The sequence below is a fragment of the Ruegeria sp. D3 genome (assembly GCF_056534465.1).
Genome location: NZ_JBQFPK010000007.1, coordinates 53,185 through 68,737, shown reverse-complemented (window position 1 = coordinate 68,737; position 15,553 = coordinate 53,185). Strand labels below are relative to the sequence as shown.

Here is a 15,553-nt window from a genome sequence, read left to right as displayed (position 1 = left end):
GAATTGTAATCCCCTAAATAAAATGAAGCATTTGTCGATCTATACCTTTGTGAACCATAAGTTTAAGGTGCGCGAAACTGCCCGATTGCACGGTGGCGTAGCGGCAGGTAAATGGCATACGACAGTATACAAGACGGAGTGACAGATGTCCCAGACCCGCACAGAATCCGACAGCTTTGGCCCGCTGGAGGTTCCTTCGGATAAATATTGGGGTGCGCAGACCCAGCGCTCCATCATGAATTTCCCCATTGGATGGGAGAAACAGCCTGTGGCCATCGTGCGGGCCTTGGGCGTTATCAAAAAAGCCTGCGCAATGGAGAACAAGGCGACCGGTAAACTGGACGCTCGGATCGCTGACGCCATCATTCAGGCCGCCGGAGAAGTCTTCGAAGGCAAGTTCGACGACAACTTCCCACTGGTCGTGTGGCAAACCGGGTCGGGAACTCAGTCCAACATGAATTCGAACGAGGTCATCGCGAACCGTGCGATCGAGATCCTGGGCGGAGTTATCGGATCCAAGGATCCCGTGCACCCCAATGACCATTGCAACATGGGACAATCTTCGAACGACACCTTCCCCACCGCCATGCACATCGCAACAGCCATGAGCGTGCGTGACGTACTGTTGCCTGGGCTCGAGAAGCTAGCCTTGGGGTTGGAGCAGAAATCCGAGGAATTCAAAGATATTATCAAGATCGGTCGAACTCATACCCAAGACGCAACGCCTCTGACGCTGGGTCAGGAATTCGGTGGCTACGCCCATCAGATCCGTCAGGGGATCGAGCGCATAAAGGCCGCTATGCCCGGTATCTATGAGCTAGCTCAGGGTGGCACAGCCGTGGGCACCGGTTTGAACACTCAAAACGGCTGGGGTGAAGCCGTTGCAGCAAATATGGCCGAGATCACCGGCCTGCCCTTCGTGACAGCGCCTAACAAGTTTGAGGCGCTGGCCGCGCATGACGCCATGGTCTTTTTGTCGGGCGCTTTGGCGACAATCGCGGGTAGCTGTTATAAAATTACCAACGATATCCGTCTGTTGGGATCGGGTCCTCGATCGGGTCTGGGCGAATTGATCTTGCCGGAAAACGAACCGGGTTCGTCAATTATGCCGGGCAAAGTGAACCCCACACAGGCCGAAGCACTGACACAGGTCGCGGCGCATGTCATGGGCAATGACGCCGCAGTAAAGTTTGCCGGTAGTCAGGGCCACTTCGAGTTGAATGTTTACAACCCGATGATGTCCTACAACCTGTTGCAGTCAATCCAGCTTTTGGGCGACGCAGCCGATAGCTTTACCGAACGGATGCTACTGGGCATTCAGGCAAACGAGCCGCGCATTGAAAAGCTGATGAAGGAATCGCTGATGCTGGTGACAGCTCTGGCGCCCACCATCGGCTATGACAACGCCACGACGGTTGCAAAGACTGCGCATAAGAACGGCACGACCCTCAAGGAAGAGGCCATCGCCCTGGGTTTTGTGGATGAAGCGACATTTGACGCCGTGGTCCGCCCCGAGCAAATGATCGGTCCAAAGGACTGATGAGTAAGCCGGTCAATCTGAACCGGTATCGAAAGGAAAAAGCGCGGGCTGAAAAGAAGGCCCGCGCCGACCAGAATGCTATCACCTTTGGGCGTAAAAAGTCAGAAAGAGATGCAGCCGAAAAAGTACTGAACAAGCAACGCCGCGACTTGGACAACCATGAGTTGGACGAATGAGCGGCCGCCCCGTCAAACGGTCCCTGACCCTGAAGGGACACCGTACTTCGGTATCGCTCGAGGATGAGTTCTGGCAGGCATTCCGAGACATTGCCAAAATAAAGGATATTCCAATCAATGCGCTAGCGGCTGAAATTGACGTGTCTCGTGATCCCGAAATCGGCTTGGCATCTGCAATTCGTGTATACATTTTGAACTGGTATCGTGCCTGATATTGGGTGCTTGATTTAAAACTACCGGGGTGTGTATGCTCAACCGGAACAAAAGCGGTACATACATGAGCCAGACTACACAAGGACCGGACGGTCAGCCTCGCTGCAAATGGTGCCAGGCCGCGCCTGAGTTTTTCGATTATCATGATAACGAGTGGGGATATCCCGTTGCGGATGACCAACGCTTGTTCGAAAAGCTATGTCTCGAAAGTTTTCAATCCGGGTTGAGCTGGCGGACAATCCTATCCAAGCGTGAGAACTTTCGGAGAGCGTTTAAACAATTCGAAATCAACGCTGTAGCGGCGTTTGATGACGCAGATATTGAACGTCTTTTGCACGATGAAGGAATTGTCCGACATCGCGGCAAAATTCAAGCCGTCATAAATAACGCCCAATGCGCACAATGTCTGATCACTGAGCACGGATCACTTGCTGCTTATGTCTGGCAGTATGAGGCGGATATGCCACCCGAACCTCAGACAGCATCAACCTCGGCTGAGTCTGTGGCCATGTCCAAGGATCTCAAAAAGAGAGGTTGGAAATTCGTTGGGCCAACCACTGTTTTTGCGTTCATGCAAGCGATGGGGCTTGTAAATGATCACGCAAATGGATGCGTAATGCGCGAAAAAGCGGCGCAGAATCGCCGCGATTTCATTGTTCCAACGTAGATCTGTTTAAATCGACGCGCGGTAGATTTTCTCGATATTCCCACTCAGAGCCGCGTTGAACTCATCATTCGATTGCTGTTTGGACAGTCCCTCGGTCAGAGCACGCGAGAAAGATGCGATCATTTTACCGTTCTGACCCAACAGATCGCAGGCTTGTTCTGTCGAATATCCGCCCGACAAAGCAACCACACGCACCACGCGTGGATGATCGGCAACGGCGTCATACAGGTTCGCATTGGTGGGGATCGTCAATTTCAGCATCAAATCCTGTCCCTCATCCAATTGATCAAGGTTTTTAAGGATTTCAGCCTTCAGAATGTCTTCGGCTTCGGCCTTGGTTGCCGAGTTAATATTCACCTCAGGCTCGACAATCGGAACCATATCAGCCGCAATCACTTCCCGCGCAATGTCGAATTGTTGCGCAACTACAGCTGCGATGCCCTCGGCATTGGCTTCATGAATAACCGAGCGTTCTTTAGTTCCAAACACGCCCGACGCTTTCGCTAGGGTGTCGGCTAGACCAGGGATCGGCTTCATCATCTGAACACCATTCGCCTCGTCCTCTAACCCTTTGTCGATCTTGAGAAAAGGCACGATGCGCTTTTCCGACCAAAGGAAATCAGCGACTTTTCGGCCATCAATTTCTTCACCCAGTGTCCGCTCGAACAGGATGGCTCCGATAACTTTTTCATTGGTGAAATCATCTGCCAGGATAATCCGGGCGCGCATCTTCTGAATTTCCCCAAACATCTCCTCGTCCGAGGAATAGTCTGATGCCTCAACCCCATAGAGTGCCAGCGCTTTGGGTGTCGAGCCGCCGCTTTGATCCAGTGCTGCAATAAAGCCAGCTCCATTGGACATTTGCTCGCGCTGTTCTGATTTGGACATATGATATTCCCGTTCGAAATGATTCCGCTGTTTTCAACCGCATACAGCATGGCGCATCACGATGGTAGTTTGTTAGCGCTCAACGATGCGCAACCAAATTCCGTCCTTCGATCGGACAGTCAGATGCGCTACCGGAATCGGCGTTTTGCCCTCGATTAACTCTAACCGGAAGTGCTGCAGCAATTTGGACAGGATCAATGGGCCCTCGATCATGGCAAATCCAGCGCCCGAACACACACGAGGACCAGCTGAGAACGGAATGAAGGCTTCTCGCTGGCAACGCTTGCCGTTTTCCGTGGCCCATCTGTTCGGATCAAACTCATCCGGATGATCCCAAAGGCGTTCGTGCCGGTGAAGATGCCACGGGCTGATAACGAGTTGAGCCCCTTTTGGAACGTCGCGGTCGCGAAAGCGTTGGGGGCACGTAGTTTCGCGCACCATCATGGGGACAGGCGGATAAAGTCGAAGCGTCTCGCGAAAGACATCTCTGCTCAGCTTTAGCTTCGACATTTCCGAGATATCGGAGAGATTTACAGCCCGAGCTTCGGCAGCAAGCTTATCTTGCCACTCTGGGTATAAGGCCATCAGGTACAACGCCCAAGCCAGAGCCGAGGCGCTTGTTTCATGGCCTGCCAGAAAGAAAATCGCAACTTGGTCGACCATCTCATTTGTGTCGAAACATGTCCCGGTCTCAGGGTCCGGAGTCGTCATGATTTTAGTTGCCAGATCGTTGGGCGCACATCCTCGAGCAATTAATTCAGCACGTTGTTGCGTCAGCTTCCCAATCAAAGCCCTTATTTCATTTGCGTTTTCTCGAGTTCTTGAAGAATGGAACCGAGGCATCCACCGTGGTAGCGGAACAAATGCGGCCAGGTTCAACAAGGGTTGCTGGCGTTGGTAAGCCCTGAACTTCTGAAAGACTTGCGCCGCGACTTCATGTTCGATCGGCACTGAGAATAAGGTTCGAAAGATAACATCGGCGGCGGCATGGCTTGTTAACTCTTCACATTCGATGTCGGTGCCGACCAGAGGGCGTATTCGTCGCACTGCTGCTTCCGCGGCCTGAAGCATCGCAGGGAACGTATCTTTTAGCCGCCCCCCCTCAAACGCCGGGTCGATGATCCTGCGTTGTCGTTTCCACGTTTCACCATTGGTTAAGAAAACAGACTCTCCTAAAAGTGGTCGTAAGCCTTCGCTGATGCGTTCAGATTTAGGAAAACCTTCCGCTCGTTTTTTCAAAACAGTTTCAACAAGTTCAGGCTGGTTCATCATGTACGATCGGAAGAACGGAGTCCGAAACTCGGCCATCCATGCGCGATACAGGCGTTGCGGTTGTGCGGAAAGGATATCTTGACGAAACAGCTTGAGGTACCGCCACAGCGAAACATGGTTTGGGCGTGAGGGCGGCTTTGGCGGTATCACAGCATCACCGTCCGGTGCTTTGAGACTGCGATATCGATACGGGACTTAGACGAACTACGACCACGGAATCTCTGGGCCAAAGACTGAGGTCCGGCCGTGATGCGGAAATAGTCGTACGCCCCGACACGATCGAAGGCGCACAGATACTGAAAATGAAGACGAAAGAAACGCCACCGCAAAGCCTGCCAACGCTCTGGCGAAAGTGTTTGCGTGAATGCTGCCGACAAGACCAAGGGCCATTTTTTACTTTCGGTTGCGACGCCGGAAACGCCGACAGGGTCGCAAAGAGCAAAAGAACATCCGTCACCCGGAGCCGATACGTCCACCCAGGTGAGATTGTACTGAACGGAAAGAAATTGAAGATCCGTCCGCAACTCTTTGGCATTTGGGAGAAACGACACCATTGGCACGACCTGACCCAAGGATAGGAAAGACAGAGCTGGTCGGAAACCTGTGTCCGGTGCACTCCTGATTACATCAGCCAGAACTGAGACCCCGATATGTGCGCCGGAACTGTGGCCAACAACCAAGACTTCATCCACGTCCGTAGCCAGCGCCTGCCTAATCAGTTCGGTGAATTCAGTCATGCGTTTACGCAAAGCGGCGGGCGTTTCACCCTTTAAGCTCGCCGAATAAGCGTAGTCGTGCATCAGATAATAAGCGAATAGCTTGTTGTCGATCTTTTGAAACCAACGCAAAAGCAGGCAGAACGTCAGAATGGCTGGAGCAATGACAAAGAGGTCAAAGAACTGGCTGCCGCCTTTCCAGATACCCCAGGCTATGGCCAGTGCTGCGGCCAGCTGAAACACAAGCATCGCAAGCGGATAGAGTGCAGCGATTACAGGCCCTTTGCGTAAACGCATCAGCCGTCTAAACGTCCCAGTAGCAAGGTAAATCCACGCGGTTCTAACCAGTTGCACATAAGTCGCAACAACCGAGTTGGACATGCTGTCCCTGACAATATCCGACCAGACCAACACCTGAATCTGTGTCTCAACCTCGGTTCCGTCTTGTTCTGAATGGACATGCCATCCAAAGGGACCGTCCCCCATTTTGGCTGAAACCGATATCTGATATCCTGACAACGCGGACTGCGCCGCCCCTTCCGAGCGGTACAGTTCGCGGTATCTGCGAGGATGTATGGGATCATAACCGGGAATGTAAAACACCCGGCGCCGTTTGACCTGCTCTTGGTTTTCGTGACTGTTCATAGTCTTACCTTCTGCTGAGCAGATTAGCGCAGCGTTATCATCAAGGTAAGTCAGATCAGTACTTTAGCCAAAATTTGCCAGCGCCGGGAAAGCTTCCAGCAACCACCAGCTAAACTCGGTGAACAACCCGGTGATCAACATGATGCCAACGAACAGCAACAACCCACCCATCACTTTTTCGATTGTCGCCATATGAGGCTTGATCTTGTTCATAACGGTCATCGAGCGGTTAAGGAACATTGCAGCCAGCAAGAACGGTATGCCGAGTCCCGCAGCGTAAACACCCAAGAGCAACGTTCCACGGGCCACCGAGGCTTCAGACGCCGCCAAGGACAGGATCGCGCCAAGCTGAGGACCGATACACGGCGTCCATCCAAAAGCAAAAGCCAGTCCGAGGATGTAAGCTCCAAAAACAGAACCGCCCGAATCTCCGGTTTCGATCCGCGCTTCACGGTCCAGGAACGGGATGCGGAAGACATTCAGAAAGTGAAGACCGAACACAATCACCACAGCACCTGAAAGCTTCGCGAAAAGCACTTGGTTTTGCAGGACAAACGCGCCAAAGGCCGAGGCCGTGAAGCCCAGTAACAGGAAGACAGTCGACAAGCCCAGCACAAAGAACAATGCGGTCAGCGTCGCTTTGCGCCGCGCCGCAGTCTGGTCCTGCATTTCGTTGATCGACACACCGCTCATATAGGCAAGATACGGTGGCACGATCGGCAAGACACACGGCGAAAGGAAACTAATCAGTCCGCCCAGCATCGCGATGAACATGGCAGGCAGCAGGCCCGCGTCGATGATATCTATTCCAAACATAATTCAGCACATATGGTATGATGTGGCGAACGTCACGAGGCCATTCAGTCACATCCTCGTGGTTGCACGCTGGACACCCGGTCAAAGTGGAAATATTTCATCTCTATGTCAAACCCAACTGAAACTCTCGACGCATTGGGCCTGCTTTGTCCCCTGCCCGTTCTGAAAGCTAGAAAACGTTTGAAATCAATGCCCTCCGGGGCAGTTCTGCGTGTTCTGGCCGACGATCCTGCTGCGATTATTGACGTCCCGCATTTCTGCAGCGAAAGCGGTCACCACTTGCTGGCGCAAGAAGAAACCGAAGGCCATCAAGTCTACCTGATCCAGAAAAAAGGCTAAGTTTAAGTCGCGAATGTTACAAAAAAGGCGGGCTCTTTCGCCCGCCTTTTTGTTTATTGCCCCAGTGACCACCATCCGCGCCGCTTGGGCTTCGTAGGTTCTGCAGGTTCCTCGGCGACGACCTCAAGTACCGGCTCTTCTGTTACTGGTTCCGGTTCCGGCGCTACCTCCGGTTCCTGACTTTCCTCTGCGACTGCTGCTACAGGCTCTTCCGCCTCCGCCTCGGGTGACTCAGTGCTTTCAGCAACAATATCGTCAGCGAGTTCGACTTCATTCGATTCCGCTGGTGCAGCCGATTCCTTTACGGTTTCTTCGACCACTTCAGTTTGCACCTCAGCAGTCTCAACTGACTCGCCTTCGGCATCAACCGGTGTGGTTTCCTTCTTTTTACGACGTGGCGCTCGGCGGCGTTTAGGCTTAGCCTCTTCCTCGCTGCTTTCCGCCGGAACGGACTCTGCAGCGTCGGTTTCGTCTACTTCGACCGGTGCTTCTTCTTCTCCAGTGGGCGCCTCTGCGGCCTCAACGTCATCTGCGCTCACCTCAGCCGTTTCGCCATTTCCATTTCCCTTCTTGCGGCGGCGGCGGCGGCGCTTGCGCTTGGGCTTGGCTTCTTCGTCTGTCTGAGGCGTTTCGTCTTCGACCTTTTCCTCTTCATCTGCGTCGACAAGATCCATCAGCGATGCATCTACGGAAACGACTGGCGCTGTCGCTTCGGGCACAATCCGACTTGCAGTCTTAAACTTCTCCATCGAGAAATCGGGGCTGACCAGATGGATATCCCCTTCCACACGAACCGAAAGACCATAGCGCGACTCGATTTGGGCGATATGCTCACGTTTCTGGTTCATCAGGAAATTCGCGATGCTGACGGGGCAGCGCACCAAAACCTCGCGCGAGCGGCGCCGCGTACCTTCTTCTTCGATCTGACGCAAAATGGTCAACGCCATGTTGTCGTCCGAACGGATCAGCCCGGTTCCATGACAGGATGGGCAAGGCTGCGTCGTTGCTTCCAGCATACCCGGGCGCAACCGCTGTCGACTCATCTCAAGCAGGCCGAAGCCGGAAATACGACCAACCTGAATGCGCGCCCGATCCGTTTTCAACTTATCCTTTAGACGCTTTTCGACGGCCGAGTTGTTCTTGCGCTCGTCCATATCGATAAAGTCGATGACAATCAGACCGGCCAAGTCGCGCAGTCGCAACTGGCGCGCCACTTCTTCGGCAGCTTCGAGATTGGTCTTGAGCGCGGTTTCCTCGATCGAACCTTCCTTGGTCGCGCGACCCGAGTTCACGTCGATTGCGACCAACGCTTCGGTTACACCGATTACGATGTAGCCACCCGATTTCAACTGCACAGTCGGGTTGAACATCCCGGCCAGATAGCTTTCCACTTGATAGCGCGCAAACAGCGGCAGAGCATCCTCATACCGTTTCACGTTCTTGGCATGGGACGGCATGATCATCTTCATGAAGTCCTTGGCGATGCGGTACCCGCCCTCGCCTTCGACCAGTACCTCGTCGATATCGCGATTGTACAAATCGCGGATCGAGCGTTTGATCAGGTCGCCCTCTTCATAGATCTTAGCCGGCGCTATGGATTTGAGCGTCAACTCGCGGATCTGCTCCCACATACGCTGCAGGTATTCGTAGTCACGTTTGATCTCGGATTTGGTCCGTTTGGCCCCAGCGGTCCGAATGATCAGGCCGGCACCTGTCGGCACGTCGATATCTGCCGCGATCTCTTTCAGTTTCTTGCGGTCCGGCGCGTTGGTGATCTTGCGGCTGATACCGCCACCCCGCGCTGTGTTTGGCATCAAGACGCAATAGCGACCGGCCAACGAGAGATACGTGGTCAGCGCTGCGCCCTTGTTGCCACGCTCTTCTTTGACGACCTGAACCAGCAAAACCTGCCGGACCTTGATCACCTCTTGGATTTTGTACCGGCGCGGGCGCGGCTTGCGCGGAGGGCGAATGTCTTCGCTGTCATCCTCATCCGCAACAGATTCGATCGTGTCGTCTTTTGCGGTAGCATCCGCGCGGGCTTCGGTATCGTCCGGCTCATCGGAGTCAGCCTTGCTTTCAGCTTGCTCAGTGTCAGCATCCGACGGCGCGTCTTCCGACGCAACAGCGTCGACGTCGGGTTGAGTATCAACCTGACCCGCCTCGTCGGTGGAGGATGTTTCCAAGTCCTCTGTTTGGGTCTCTTCACCCTCCGTATCCGAGGCAACTTCTTCCTCTACAGTGGGGTCGGCACTTTCCGGTTCGTCTGCGGCTGCTACAGTTTCCGCATCTGGTGCTTCCACGTCGTCGAGCGGTTCCTCAACGGGAGTGTCCGCGACGTGATCCGCTGGGGAAGTCCCTTCGGGCACAGCCATCTCGGGTTGTTCGTCGCCCTCATCCAGATCAATCGTTTCCATACCCGAGGGTTCCGAAGACACCTCAAGCGTCTCGACTGCATCATCCGTTTTGACGTCGGCAGCCTTGGTCCGCGACCGCGAACGGCGTTTCTTGGGCTTGGATTCTTCCGCCTCATCCCGAGCCCTCATGGCCTCGGCATAAGCGCGTTCTTCCTCCATCAGCGCTTCACGATCGGCAACTGGGATTTGGTAGTAGTCGGGATGAATTTCGGAAAACGCCAGAAAACCGTGCCGGTTTCCGCCGTAATCCACAAAAGCCGCCTGCAAAGACGGCTCAACCCGCGTTACTTTTGCTAGATAGATGTTGCCAGCAAGCTGACGTTTGTTTTCGGACTCAAAATCGAACTCCTCGACCTTGTTTCCATCGACCACCACAACCCGAGTCTCCTCGGTGTGGGTGGCATCGATAAGCATTTTCTTAGCCATGTGTCCTTGGTGCACCGCGCCAAACGCGTTGTCCTGACCCGTCCAGGCGGACAGGCACTTTTGGGGAGGTGTCTTGTACGGGCGATTTCGGACGGCGCGCGGCAGGGTCTGGCGCTGTGGCCCCCTGCCCGTATAGTCAATCGTTGCGCGCGCGTCATCGCGTTTCTTCTCCGACAGACACGCCTTGACGCTGTCTGCCCATTATATTCCTTTCGCCCGCATCCACGGGCTCAGGCGTTCAACTGCCCCGGTTCGGGGCACAATCGGTCTGCGCGGCCTGTGTGGGATTAGGTCACCACCTGCGGCGTTGCAGCGAAACTCAAAGATTCGGGACTTTTGGGCACCAAAAACGGCCCGGCCCGTTCAGGTACAATAAAAGCAGTCCTGTGGAAAAGACAATGGGCAAACTGCAATCCCTGCACTTCTGACAACAGGGATCGCTTCATCTGGCCAAAATTATCTCGGGGGTGAATTGAGCTGAAGGCTCAAGAGGGGGCTGCCCCCCTCTCTTCCCTCACAAATAGTCCGAACGTTGTAGCCCGTATTTGGCCATCTTTTCGTTCAACGTTCGCCGCGGCAAACACAACTCGTCCATTACAGATGCGATCGAGCCTTTATGACGGCGCATGGTATTGTCGATCAGCATCCGTTCGAACGCCTCAACATATTCCTTCAGGGGCTTGCCTTCCGTTGTCATGACGGGTTGCATTTCTTCATGATCCGACATCAGTAACGATGCAATCGTTCCAGAGCCGCGACGCGATTGCAAAACTGCGCGCTCGGCGATGTTGATCAGTTGTCGCACATTCCCCGGCCAAGGCGCCTGCAACAACTGCGCGGCCTCTTGAGCGCTGACTTGCGGCGCATCACAGCCATATTCTTCGGCAAATTGTTCGCTCAGGCGGGTGAACAGCGTCAGGATATCTTCGCCACGCTGGCGCAGCGGCGGCATGGTTATACGCAACGCCGCCAGCCGATAGAACAAGTCCGGCCGCAGAACATCTTCAGAGGTCTTACCGGCTTCCTGAAGGTTCGAGATCGCGATAATCCGCGTCTCGGCAGGCGTACCCTGATCATTCATCACGCTCAGCAAGCGCGCTTGCAGCGTATCGCTTAGCGCTTCAACGTCTTCCAGAACCAAGGTACCGCCGCGCGCTTCTTCAACGGCAGGCAGTTGTGCATCCTCGGGCATCATGGGGCCGAACAACCGTTTGGAAAGCGCCTCTTCTTCCAGGGCCGCGCAAGAAATCAGAACGAATTTCTTACCGGCCCGGCTACCCACCGCATGCAGGGCGTGCGCCACCAAGGTCTTGCCGGTACCGGTCTCACCGTCGATCAGCACATGACCATCGGCCTGCCCCAGATCCAGAATATCCTCACGCAGGCGTTCCATGACCGGGCTGGCCCCGATCAGCTTGCTCATGATCTGCGTGCCATCCGACAGCTCTCGCCGCAGTGCCCGGTTGTCCAAGGTTAGGCGCCGAGCGTTACTGGCACGCTTAGCCAGTTCCGACATCCGGTCTGGATTGAAGGGCTTTTCCAGAAAATCGAACGCGCCCACGCGCATGGCTTCCACAGCCATCGGCACATCCCCGTGCCCGGTAATCATGATCACCGGCAGTGTACTGTCCGCTCCCATGAGTTTTTTCAGCAACTGGATACCGTCCATTCCCGGCATCTTGATATCCGAAATAACGATCCCTGGATAATCCGGCCCCAGAACTTTGAGCGCATCTTCGGCGCTGGCAAATGTTTCCGTGTCATATCCTGACAGTGCCAGCCATTGACTGATTGACTGCCGCATATCCTGTTCGTCGTCCACAATGGCGATTTTCATGGCCTGTGCCATAGTCTTTCCCCGTTATTCCGCGGCCTCTAGGCCATCGCTTCCAAGTATAGGCAGCTGCATCTCGAACACCGCGCCCCCGTTGGGGCTGTTGCGGGCAGTCAGCCGTCCCCCATGGTCGTTCACGATCCCGGAAGAGATGGCAAGCCCCAGCCCGACGCCATCGCCCGGCTGCTTGGTGGTATAGAAAGGTTCGAACAGGTTTTCGATATCCTCGATTCCATGGCCATTGTCCCGCACCGTCAGCACCGCCATATCCCCTGCGGCAAGAATGATTTCTACATCCGGTTCAGATACTGATTTGGTGGCGTCCAGTGCATTACGCAAGAGGTTGACCATTACCTGCTCAATCCGCATTCGGTCCCCCAGTGCAAACACCGGTTCTTCAGGCAGAATTTGGGTGATCTTGACGTGTCGCTGACGCAATTGCGGCTCCATCATCGACAAGGCCGAAGCCAGCGCTTCGCCAAGATTTACAGGGGAAAACGCATCCGCGCCCTTCCGAGCATAGGATTTGAGCTGACGGGTTATCGCACCCATCCGCTCGATCAGTCCATCGATACGACCAAAGCTGGCCAGCGCTTCTTCGGGGCGGTTCCTGCGCAGCAGCAGGCGCGCGCCTGCCAGATAAGTTTTCATTGCAGCCAGAGGTTGATTGAGCTCGTGACTGACAGCGGCCGACATCTCGCCCAACGCGGCCAGTTTCGAGCTTTGCGCCAGCGTCTGTTCGGCAACTTCCAGCGTCTTTTCAACCCGTTCTCTCTCAGCGATTTCCCGCTGCAGGCGTGCATTCAATGCGCGAAGCTCTGCCGACTCGCGCTGAAACAGCGCCATGCGGAACGTCGCCCGGCGGCTGAGAGCATAGAAAGCCAGGGCAAGAAGAATCGCAAACCCCATGATTTCCAGCGCAATTACACTGTTCACCTTTTCCCGGATGGACGAGTAAGTTGTGAAAGACGTGATCGTCCAACCACGGAACGGTATGCGGGAGTCCATACGCATAACAGCTTCGCCCTGCAGATAAGCATCCGGCGGCAGCGCGGTCCAATCAGCGGTTGCGCGGATCGCCCGCTCAATGGCGTTTTCGGGCGGTTGCCGCTGAATGGCAGTGCTTTCCTCCAATCCGCGCCACCGCGGTTCGGTCGACAGAATGACCGTACCCGTACTATCTGCAACCATCACAGCATCAGAAATACCCGCCCAAGCGCGTTCGAATTTCTGCAGATCGACTTCAACGACGATGACGCCCAGAATATCTGCTCCAGAGTCCATGCGGCGCGAATAGACAAAACTGTATCCCCCCGCCTCATTCTCAATGACCGAAAAAATCGTGGCATTGGAACGAACAGCATCCACATAGTAAGGCGAGTTTCGATGCGCTTCGCCTAGGCGGTTCCTGTCGGTAGCAGCCACGGTCCGCCCGTCGCTGTCCAACAACATCAACGATGCGGCGCCGATCTCCTCGACAAACGAGATAAGGCGCTGAGTGGATAGGGTATAGTCGCTGGACTGAAGCGCCGATATCAGTGTCGGATCACGAGCCAGTAGTTGCGGAACAATCGCGTTCCGCCGCAGTTCGCTCAGCAAGTTTCCCGAATACAGCGCAAGGCGTACTTCGGCTCTGTTTCGGGTCGATTCAGTAAAACGGTCCGTCAGCAAACGGTTGGTCACCCAAATCGTTCCAACGGTTGCAATCAGAAGGATCGAAACCGCGACTCGTAGGCGCCACCCCAAAGGAGCGCCCCGGAACGGATTTTTAATAGAAGACCAGCCAGATTGGGTGTCGGAGCTCATGCCCGGAAACTACGCGGGCTTGAGTGCAACCTCAAGTCACGCCGGCGCCAATACACCCGACAATGCGCGGAACAATGCCGTGCCGTCTGTGCCGCCGTGACCTTCGTCTGCAGCGCGCTCGGGGTGTGGCATCATGCCAAGAACGCGACGGTTTTCCGACAAGATGCCCGCGATATCGCCAACCGACCCATTGGGATTCTCGGTATAGGTGAACGCGATCCTGTCTTGATCACGAAGTGTGGACAGTGTTGCGTCATCGGCGAAATAGTTTCCATCATGGTGCGCAATCGGAATACCAATGACATCGCCGGCATTATAAGCGTTGGTGAAAGCACTGTCGCTGGTCTCTACCTTCAAGCCTACAGTCCGACAGATATATTTGAGCCCGGCATTGCGCAGCAAAGCGCCCGGAAGGATGCCGGTCTCGGTCAGGATTTGGAAGCCGTTGCAAACACCAACCGCATAGCCACCGCGTTCAGTGTGTTCCACAACTGCCTTGCAGATCGGCGATTGCGCCGCGATAGCGCCACATCGCAGGTAGTCGCCGTACGAGAAACCGCCGGGGACTCCGACGATATCGACGCCCTCGGGCAGAGACGCGTCTTTGTGCCAGACCATGTCGACCTGAAAACCGGCTTGTTCAAAAGCGACGGCCAAATCCCGGTCACAGTTGGAACCGGGGAATACAATGACTGCAGCGCGCATGGCGGGGCCTCCGGAGGTAAGGGTCAGACCAGTTCGATCTCGTAGCGTTCGATGACCGTATTGGCCAACAGCTTTTCGCACATCTCGGTTATGTCTGCCTCGGTTGCACCATCGGCCAATTCAAGGTCAATCACCTTGCCCTGACGTACGCCTTCGACCTGGTCAAAGCCCATGGCACCCAATGCGTGGCGCACGGCCTCGCCCTGTGGGTCGAGAACCCCATTCTTGAGCATCACATGCACACGTGCTTTCATTCCTGCAACTCCAGCTAAGGGCCAGCGGATACGGCCCGTTCCGTTGCGCGGGGGATAGCGCGCCTTTTGCCATTCGACAACCCTTGTCCGCACGCAGTTTGCCGCAGGCCGCGTCAGCTCTTGCCTGAAAGCCCCGGATAATGCGCGTCAATCGCGTTGAATGTCCCTGTCAGCACCATTTCAACGGCAACCGCGACAAGAATAATAGCCATGACCCGAGTGACCACATTTATCATCGTCGGCCCAAGGACCCGCGAAATCGGATCGGCGAACAACAAACCAAGCCCCACAATTGCGCAGGCTATAAGGACCGCTGAACCCAATGTTACAATCTCGGCCCCGTCTGGTAGGCTATGCGCGAACACGATAGTGGTTGCGATTGTACCGGGGCCAATAGTCAGGGGGATCGCCAAAGGCACAACGGCGATGTTGCTTTTCTTCGTCCCATCTTGCACGGCCTGCTGATCCCCCTTTGGCCGGTCCGATGCATTCAGCATAGACATGCCGACCCCGAGTATGATCAACCCGCCCGCAATTCGAAATGACGGGATGTCGATCCCGAAAACGGCCAGAATTTCTTCGCCAATCAAAACAGCAATCAATGCGACAGCGACAACCGTGGCAGTCACGATCAGCGCGACCCGTTTGCGCTCGGGTGCCGTGTAGCCATCGGTCATGCCCAGGAAAATCGGGATACCGTACAACGGGTTGAAAATTGCGAGCAAAGCCGCAAGAAATTTCAGAAAAACTGCCTGGTCAAATAGTTCAGCCATTTCACGCCTTGCTTAGAATTGCCTCGGCAGACAATGCGAGACAATCCATGGCACTGTCAAACGCCA

15 protein-coding genes are annotated in these 15,553 nt (G+C 55.0%); 5 read left to right on the top strand and 10 right to left on the bottom strand.

The window, feature by feature from the left end; translation table 11 throughout:
* The first annotated feature begins 145 nt into the window (after positions 1 to 145).
* From fumC to ACR0DX_RS11635, 4 genes are all read left to right on the top strand, one after another.
* Positions 146 to 1,540, top strand: coding sequence for a class II fumarate hydratase (gene fumC, locus ACR0DX_RS11650; RefSeq protein WP_170354110.1), 1,395 nt, complete (start codon positions 146 to 148; stop codon positions 1,538 to 1,540).
* Positions 1,540 to 1,716 (top strand): DUF4169 family protein, encoded by a 177-nt coding sequence (locus ACR0DX_RS11645; RefSeq protein ID WP_170354109.1) that lies wholly within the window; start codon positions 1,540 to 1,542, stop codon positions 1,714 to 1,716. Before fumC ends, ACR0DX_RS11645 begins: the two co-directional genes overlap by 1 nt.
* A complete protein-coding gene (locus ACR0DX_RS11640) occupies positions 1,713 to 1,928 on the top strand; it encodes a ribbon-helix-helix domain-containing protein (protein WP_170354108.1) in 216 nt (71 codons plus the stop codon). The genes ACR0DX_RS11645 and ACR0DX_RS11640 overlap by 4 nt, the downstream gene beginning before the upstream one ends.
* A gap of 65 nt (positions 1,929 to 1,993) precedes the next feature.
* Positions 1,994 to 2,596, top strand: a complete 603-nt coding sequence (locus ACR0DX_RS11635; protein WP_170354423.1) for a DNA-3-methyladenine glycosylase I — start codon at positions 1,994 to 1,996, stop codon at positions 2,594 to 2,596.
* 6 nt (positions 2,597 to 2,602) lie between these two features.
* Here the strand turns inward: ACR0DX_RS11635 and ACR0DX_RS11630 are convergent, their stop codons facing one another.
* From ACR0DX_RS11630 to ACR0DX_RS11615, 4 genes are all read right to left on the bottom strand, one after another.
* Complete coding sequence (locus ACR0DX_RS11630) at positions 2,603 to 3,484, bottom strand: fructose bisphosphate aldolase (RefSeq protein ID WP_170354107.1); 882 nt, start codon at positions 3,482 to 3,484, stop codon at positions 2,603 to 2,605.
* A gap of 72 nt (positions 3,485 to 3,556) precedes the next feature.
* Entirely contained in the window at positions 3,557 to 4,906 is a 1,350-nt protein-coding gene (locus ACR0DX_RS11625; protein ID WP_170354106.1) for a cytochrome P450, read from the bottom strand.
* Entirely contained in the window at positions 4,903 to 6,117 is a 1,215-nt protein-coding gene (locus tag ACR0DX_RS11620; RefSeq protein WP_480846210.1) for a hypothetical protein, read from the bottom strand. The genes ACR0DX_RS11625 and ACR0DX_RS11620 overlap by 4 nt, the downstream gene beginning before the upstream one ends.
* Positions 6,118 to 6,180: 63 nt before the next feature.
* Positions 6,181 to 6,933: a cytochrome c biogenesis CcdA family protein gene (locus tag ACR0DX_RS11615; protein WP_170354104.1), complete on the bottom strand. Its 753-nt coding sequence runs from the start codon at positions 6,931 to 6,933 to the stop codon at positions 6,181 to 6,183.
* A gap of 105 nt (positions 6,934 to 7,038) precedes the next feature.
* Between ACR0DX_RS11615 and ACR0DX_RS11610 the strand changes: the two genes are divergently transcribed.
* On the top strand, positions 7,039 to 7,272 hold the full coding sequence (locus ACR0DX_RS11610) for a sulfurtransferase TusA family protein (protein ID WP_170354103.1): 234 nt from the start codon (positions 7,039 to 7,041) through the stop codon (positions 7,270 to 7,272).
* A 53-nt stretch (positions 7,273 to 7,325) separates the two neighbouring features.
* Here the strand turns inward: ACR0DX_RS11610 and ACR0DX_RS11605 are convergent, their stop codons facing one another.
* The 6 genes from ACR0DX_RS11605 to ACR0DX_RS11580 form a co-directional block, all read right to left on the bottom strand.
* Complete coding sequence (locus ACR0DX_RS11605) at positions 7,326 to 10,115, bottom strand: Rne/Rng family ribonuclease (protein WP_170354102.1); 2,790 nt, start codon at positions 10,113 to 10,115, stop codon at positions 7,326 to 7,328.
* Positions 10,116 to 10,629: 514 nt separating this feature from the next.
* The gene (locus ACR0DX_RS11600) at positions 10,630 to 11,964 is read right to left on the bottom strand and encodes a sigma-54-dependent transcriptional regulator (protein ID WP_170354101.1); all 1,335 of its coding nucleotides are present in this window, start codon (positions 11,962 to 11,964) and stop codon (positions 10,630 to 10,632) included.
* 12 nt (positions 11,965 to 11,976) lie between these two features.
* The gene (locus ACR0DX_RS11595) at positions 11,977 to 13,755 is read right to left on the bottom strand and encodes a sensor histidine kinase (protein WP_170354100.1); all 1,779 of its coding nucleotides are present in this window, start codon (positions 13,753 to 13,755) and stop codon (positions 11,977 to 11,979) included.
* 36 nt (positions 13,756 to 13,791) lie between these two features.
* Positions 13,792 to 14,460 carry a phosphoribosylformylglycinamidine synthase subunit PurQ gene (purQ, locus tag ACR0DX_RS11590; protein ID WP_170354099.1) on the bottom strand — a complete coding sequence of 223 codons (669 nt, stop codon included), beginning with the start codon at positions 14,458 to 14,460 and terminating at the stop codon, positions 13,792 to 13,794.
* A 23-nt stretch (positions 14,461 to 14,483) separates the two neighbouring features.
* Positions 14,484 to 14,714, bottom strand: a complete 231-nt coding sequence (gene purS, locus ACR0DX_RS11585) for a phosphoribosylformylglycinamidine synthase subunit PurS (protein ID WP_170354098.1) — start codon at positions 14,712 to 14,714, stop codon at positions 14,484 to 14,486.
* Between the two features lie 113 nt (positions 14,715 to 14,827).
* Positions 14,828 to 15,487 (bottom strand): MarC family protein, encoded by a 660-nt coding sequence (locus ACR0DX_RS11580; RefSeq protein WP_170354097.1) that lies wholly within the window; start codon positions 15,485 to 15,487, stop codon positions 14,828 to 14,830.
* Between the last annotated feature and the right edge of the window lie 66 nt (positions 15,488 to 15,553).

What these genes read in the sequence shown, in the direction of transcription:
- ACR0DX_RS11600 (WP_170354101.1), bottom strand. Translation starts at nt 11,964, where the DNA reads ATGGCACAGGCCATGAAAATCGCCATTGTGGACGACGAACAGGATATG.
- purQ (WP_170354099.1), bottom strand. Translation starts at nt 14,460, where the DNA reads ATGCGCGCTGCAGTCATTGTATTCCCCGGTTCCAACTGTGACCGGGAT.
- ACR0DX_RS11635 (WP_170354423.1), top strand. Translation starts at nt 1,994, where the DNA reads ATGAGCCAGACTACACAAGGACCGGACGGTCAGCCTCGCTGCAAATGG.
- ACR0DX_RS11620 (WP_480846210.1), bottom strand. Translation starts at nt 6,117, where the DNA reads ATGAACAGTCACGAAAACCAAGAGCAGGTCAAACGGCGCCGGGTGTTT.
- ACR0DX_RS11615 (WP_170354104.1), bottom strand. Translation starts at nt 6,933, where the DNA reads ATGTTTGGAATAGATATCATCGACGCGGGCCTGCTGCCTGCCATGTTC.
- ACR0DX_RS11610 (WP_170354103.1), top strand. Translation starts at nt 7,039, where the DNA reads ATGTCAAACCCAACTGAAACTCTCGACGCATTGGGCCTGCTTTGTCCC.
- ACR0DX_RS11640 (WP_170354108.1), top strand. Translation starts at nt 1,713, where the DNA reads ATGAGCGGCCGCCCCGTCAAACGGTCCCTGACCCTGAAGGGACACCGT.
- ACR0DX_RS11630 (WP_170354107.1), bottom strand. Translation starts at nt 3,484, where the DNA reads ATGTCCAAATCAGAACAGCGCGAGCAAATGTCCAATGGAGCTGGCTTT.
- fumC (WP_170354110.1), top strand. Translation starts at nt 146, where the DNA reads ATGTCCCAGACCCGCACAGAATCCGACAGCTTTGGCCCGCTGGAGGTT.
- purS (WP_170354098.1), bottom strand. Translation starts at nt 14,714, where the DNA reads ATGAAAGCACGTGTGCATGTGATGCTCAAGAATGGGGTTCTCGACCCA.
- ACR0DX_RS11645 (WP_170354109.1), top strand. Translation starts at nt 1,540, where the DNA reads ATGAGTAAGCCGGTCAATCTGAACCGGTATCGAAAGGAAAAAGCGCGG.
- ACR0DX_RS11605 (WP_170354102.1), bottom strand. Translation starts at nt 10,115, where the DNA reads ATGGCTAAGAAAATGCTTATCGATGCCACCCACACCGAGGAGACTCGG.
- ACR0DX_RS11580 (WP_170354097.1), bottom strand. Translation starts at nt 15,487, where the DNA reads ATGGCTGAACTATTTGACCAGGCAGTTTTTCTGAAATTTCTTGCGGCT.
- ACR0DX_RS11595 (WP_170354100.1), bottom strand. Translation starts at nt 13,755, where the DNA reads ATGAGCTCCGACACCCAATCTGGCTGGTCTTCTATTAAAAATCCGTTC.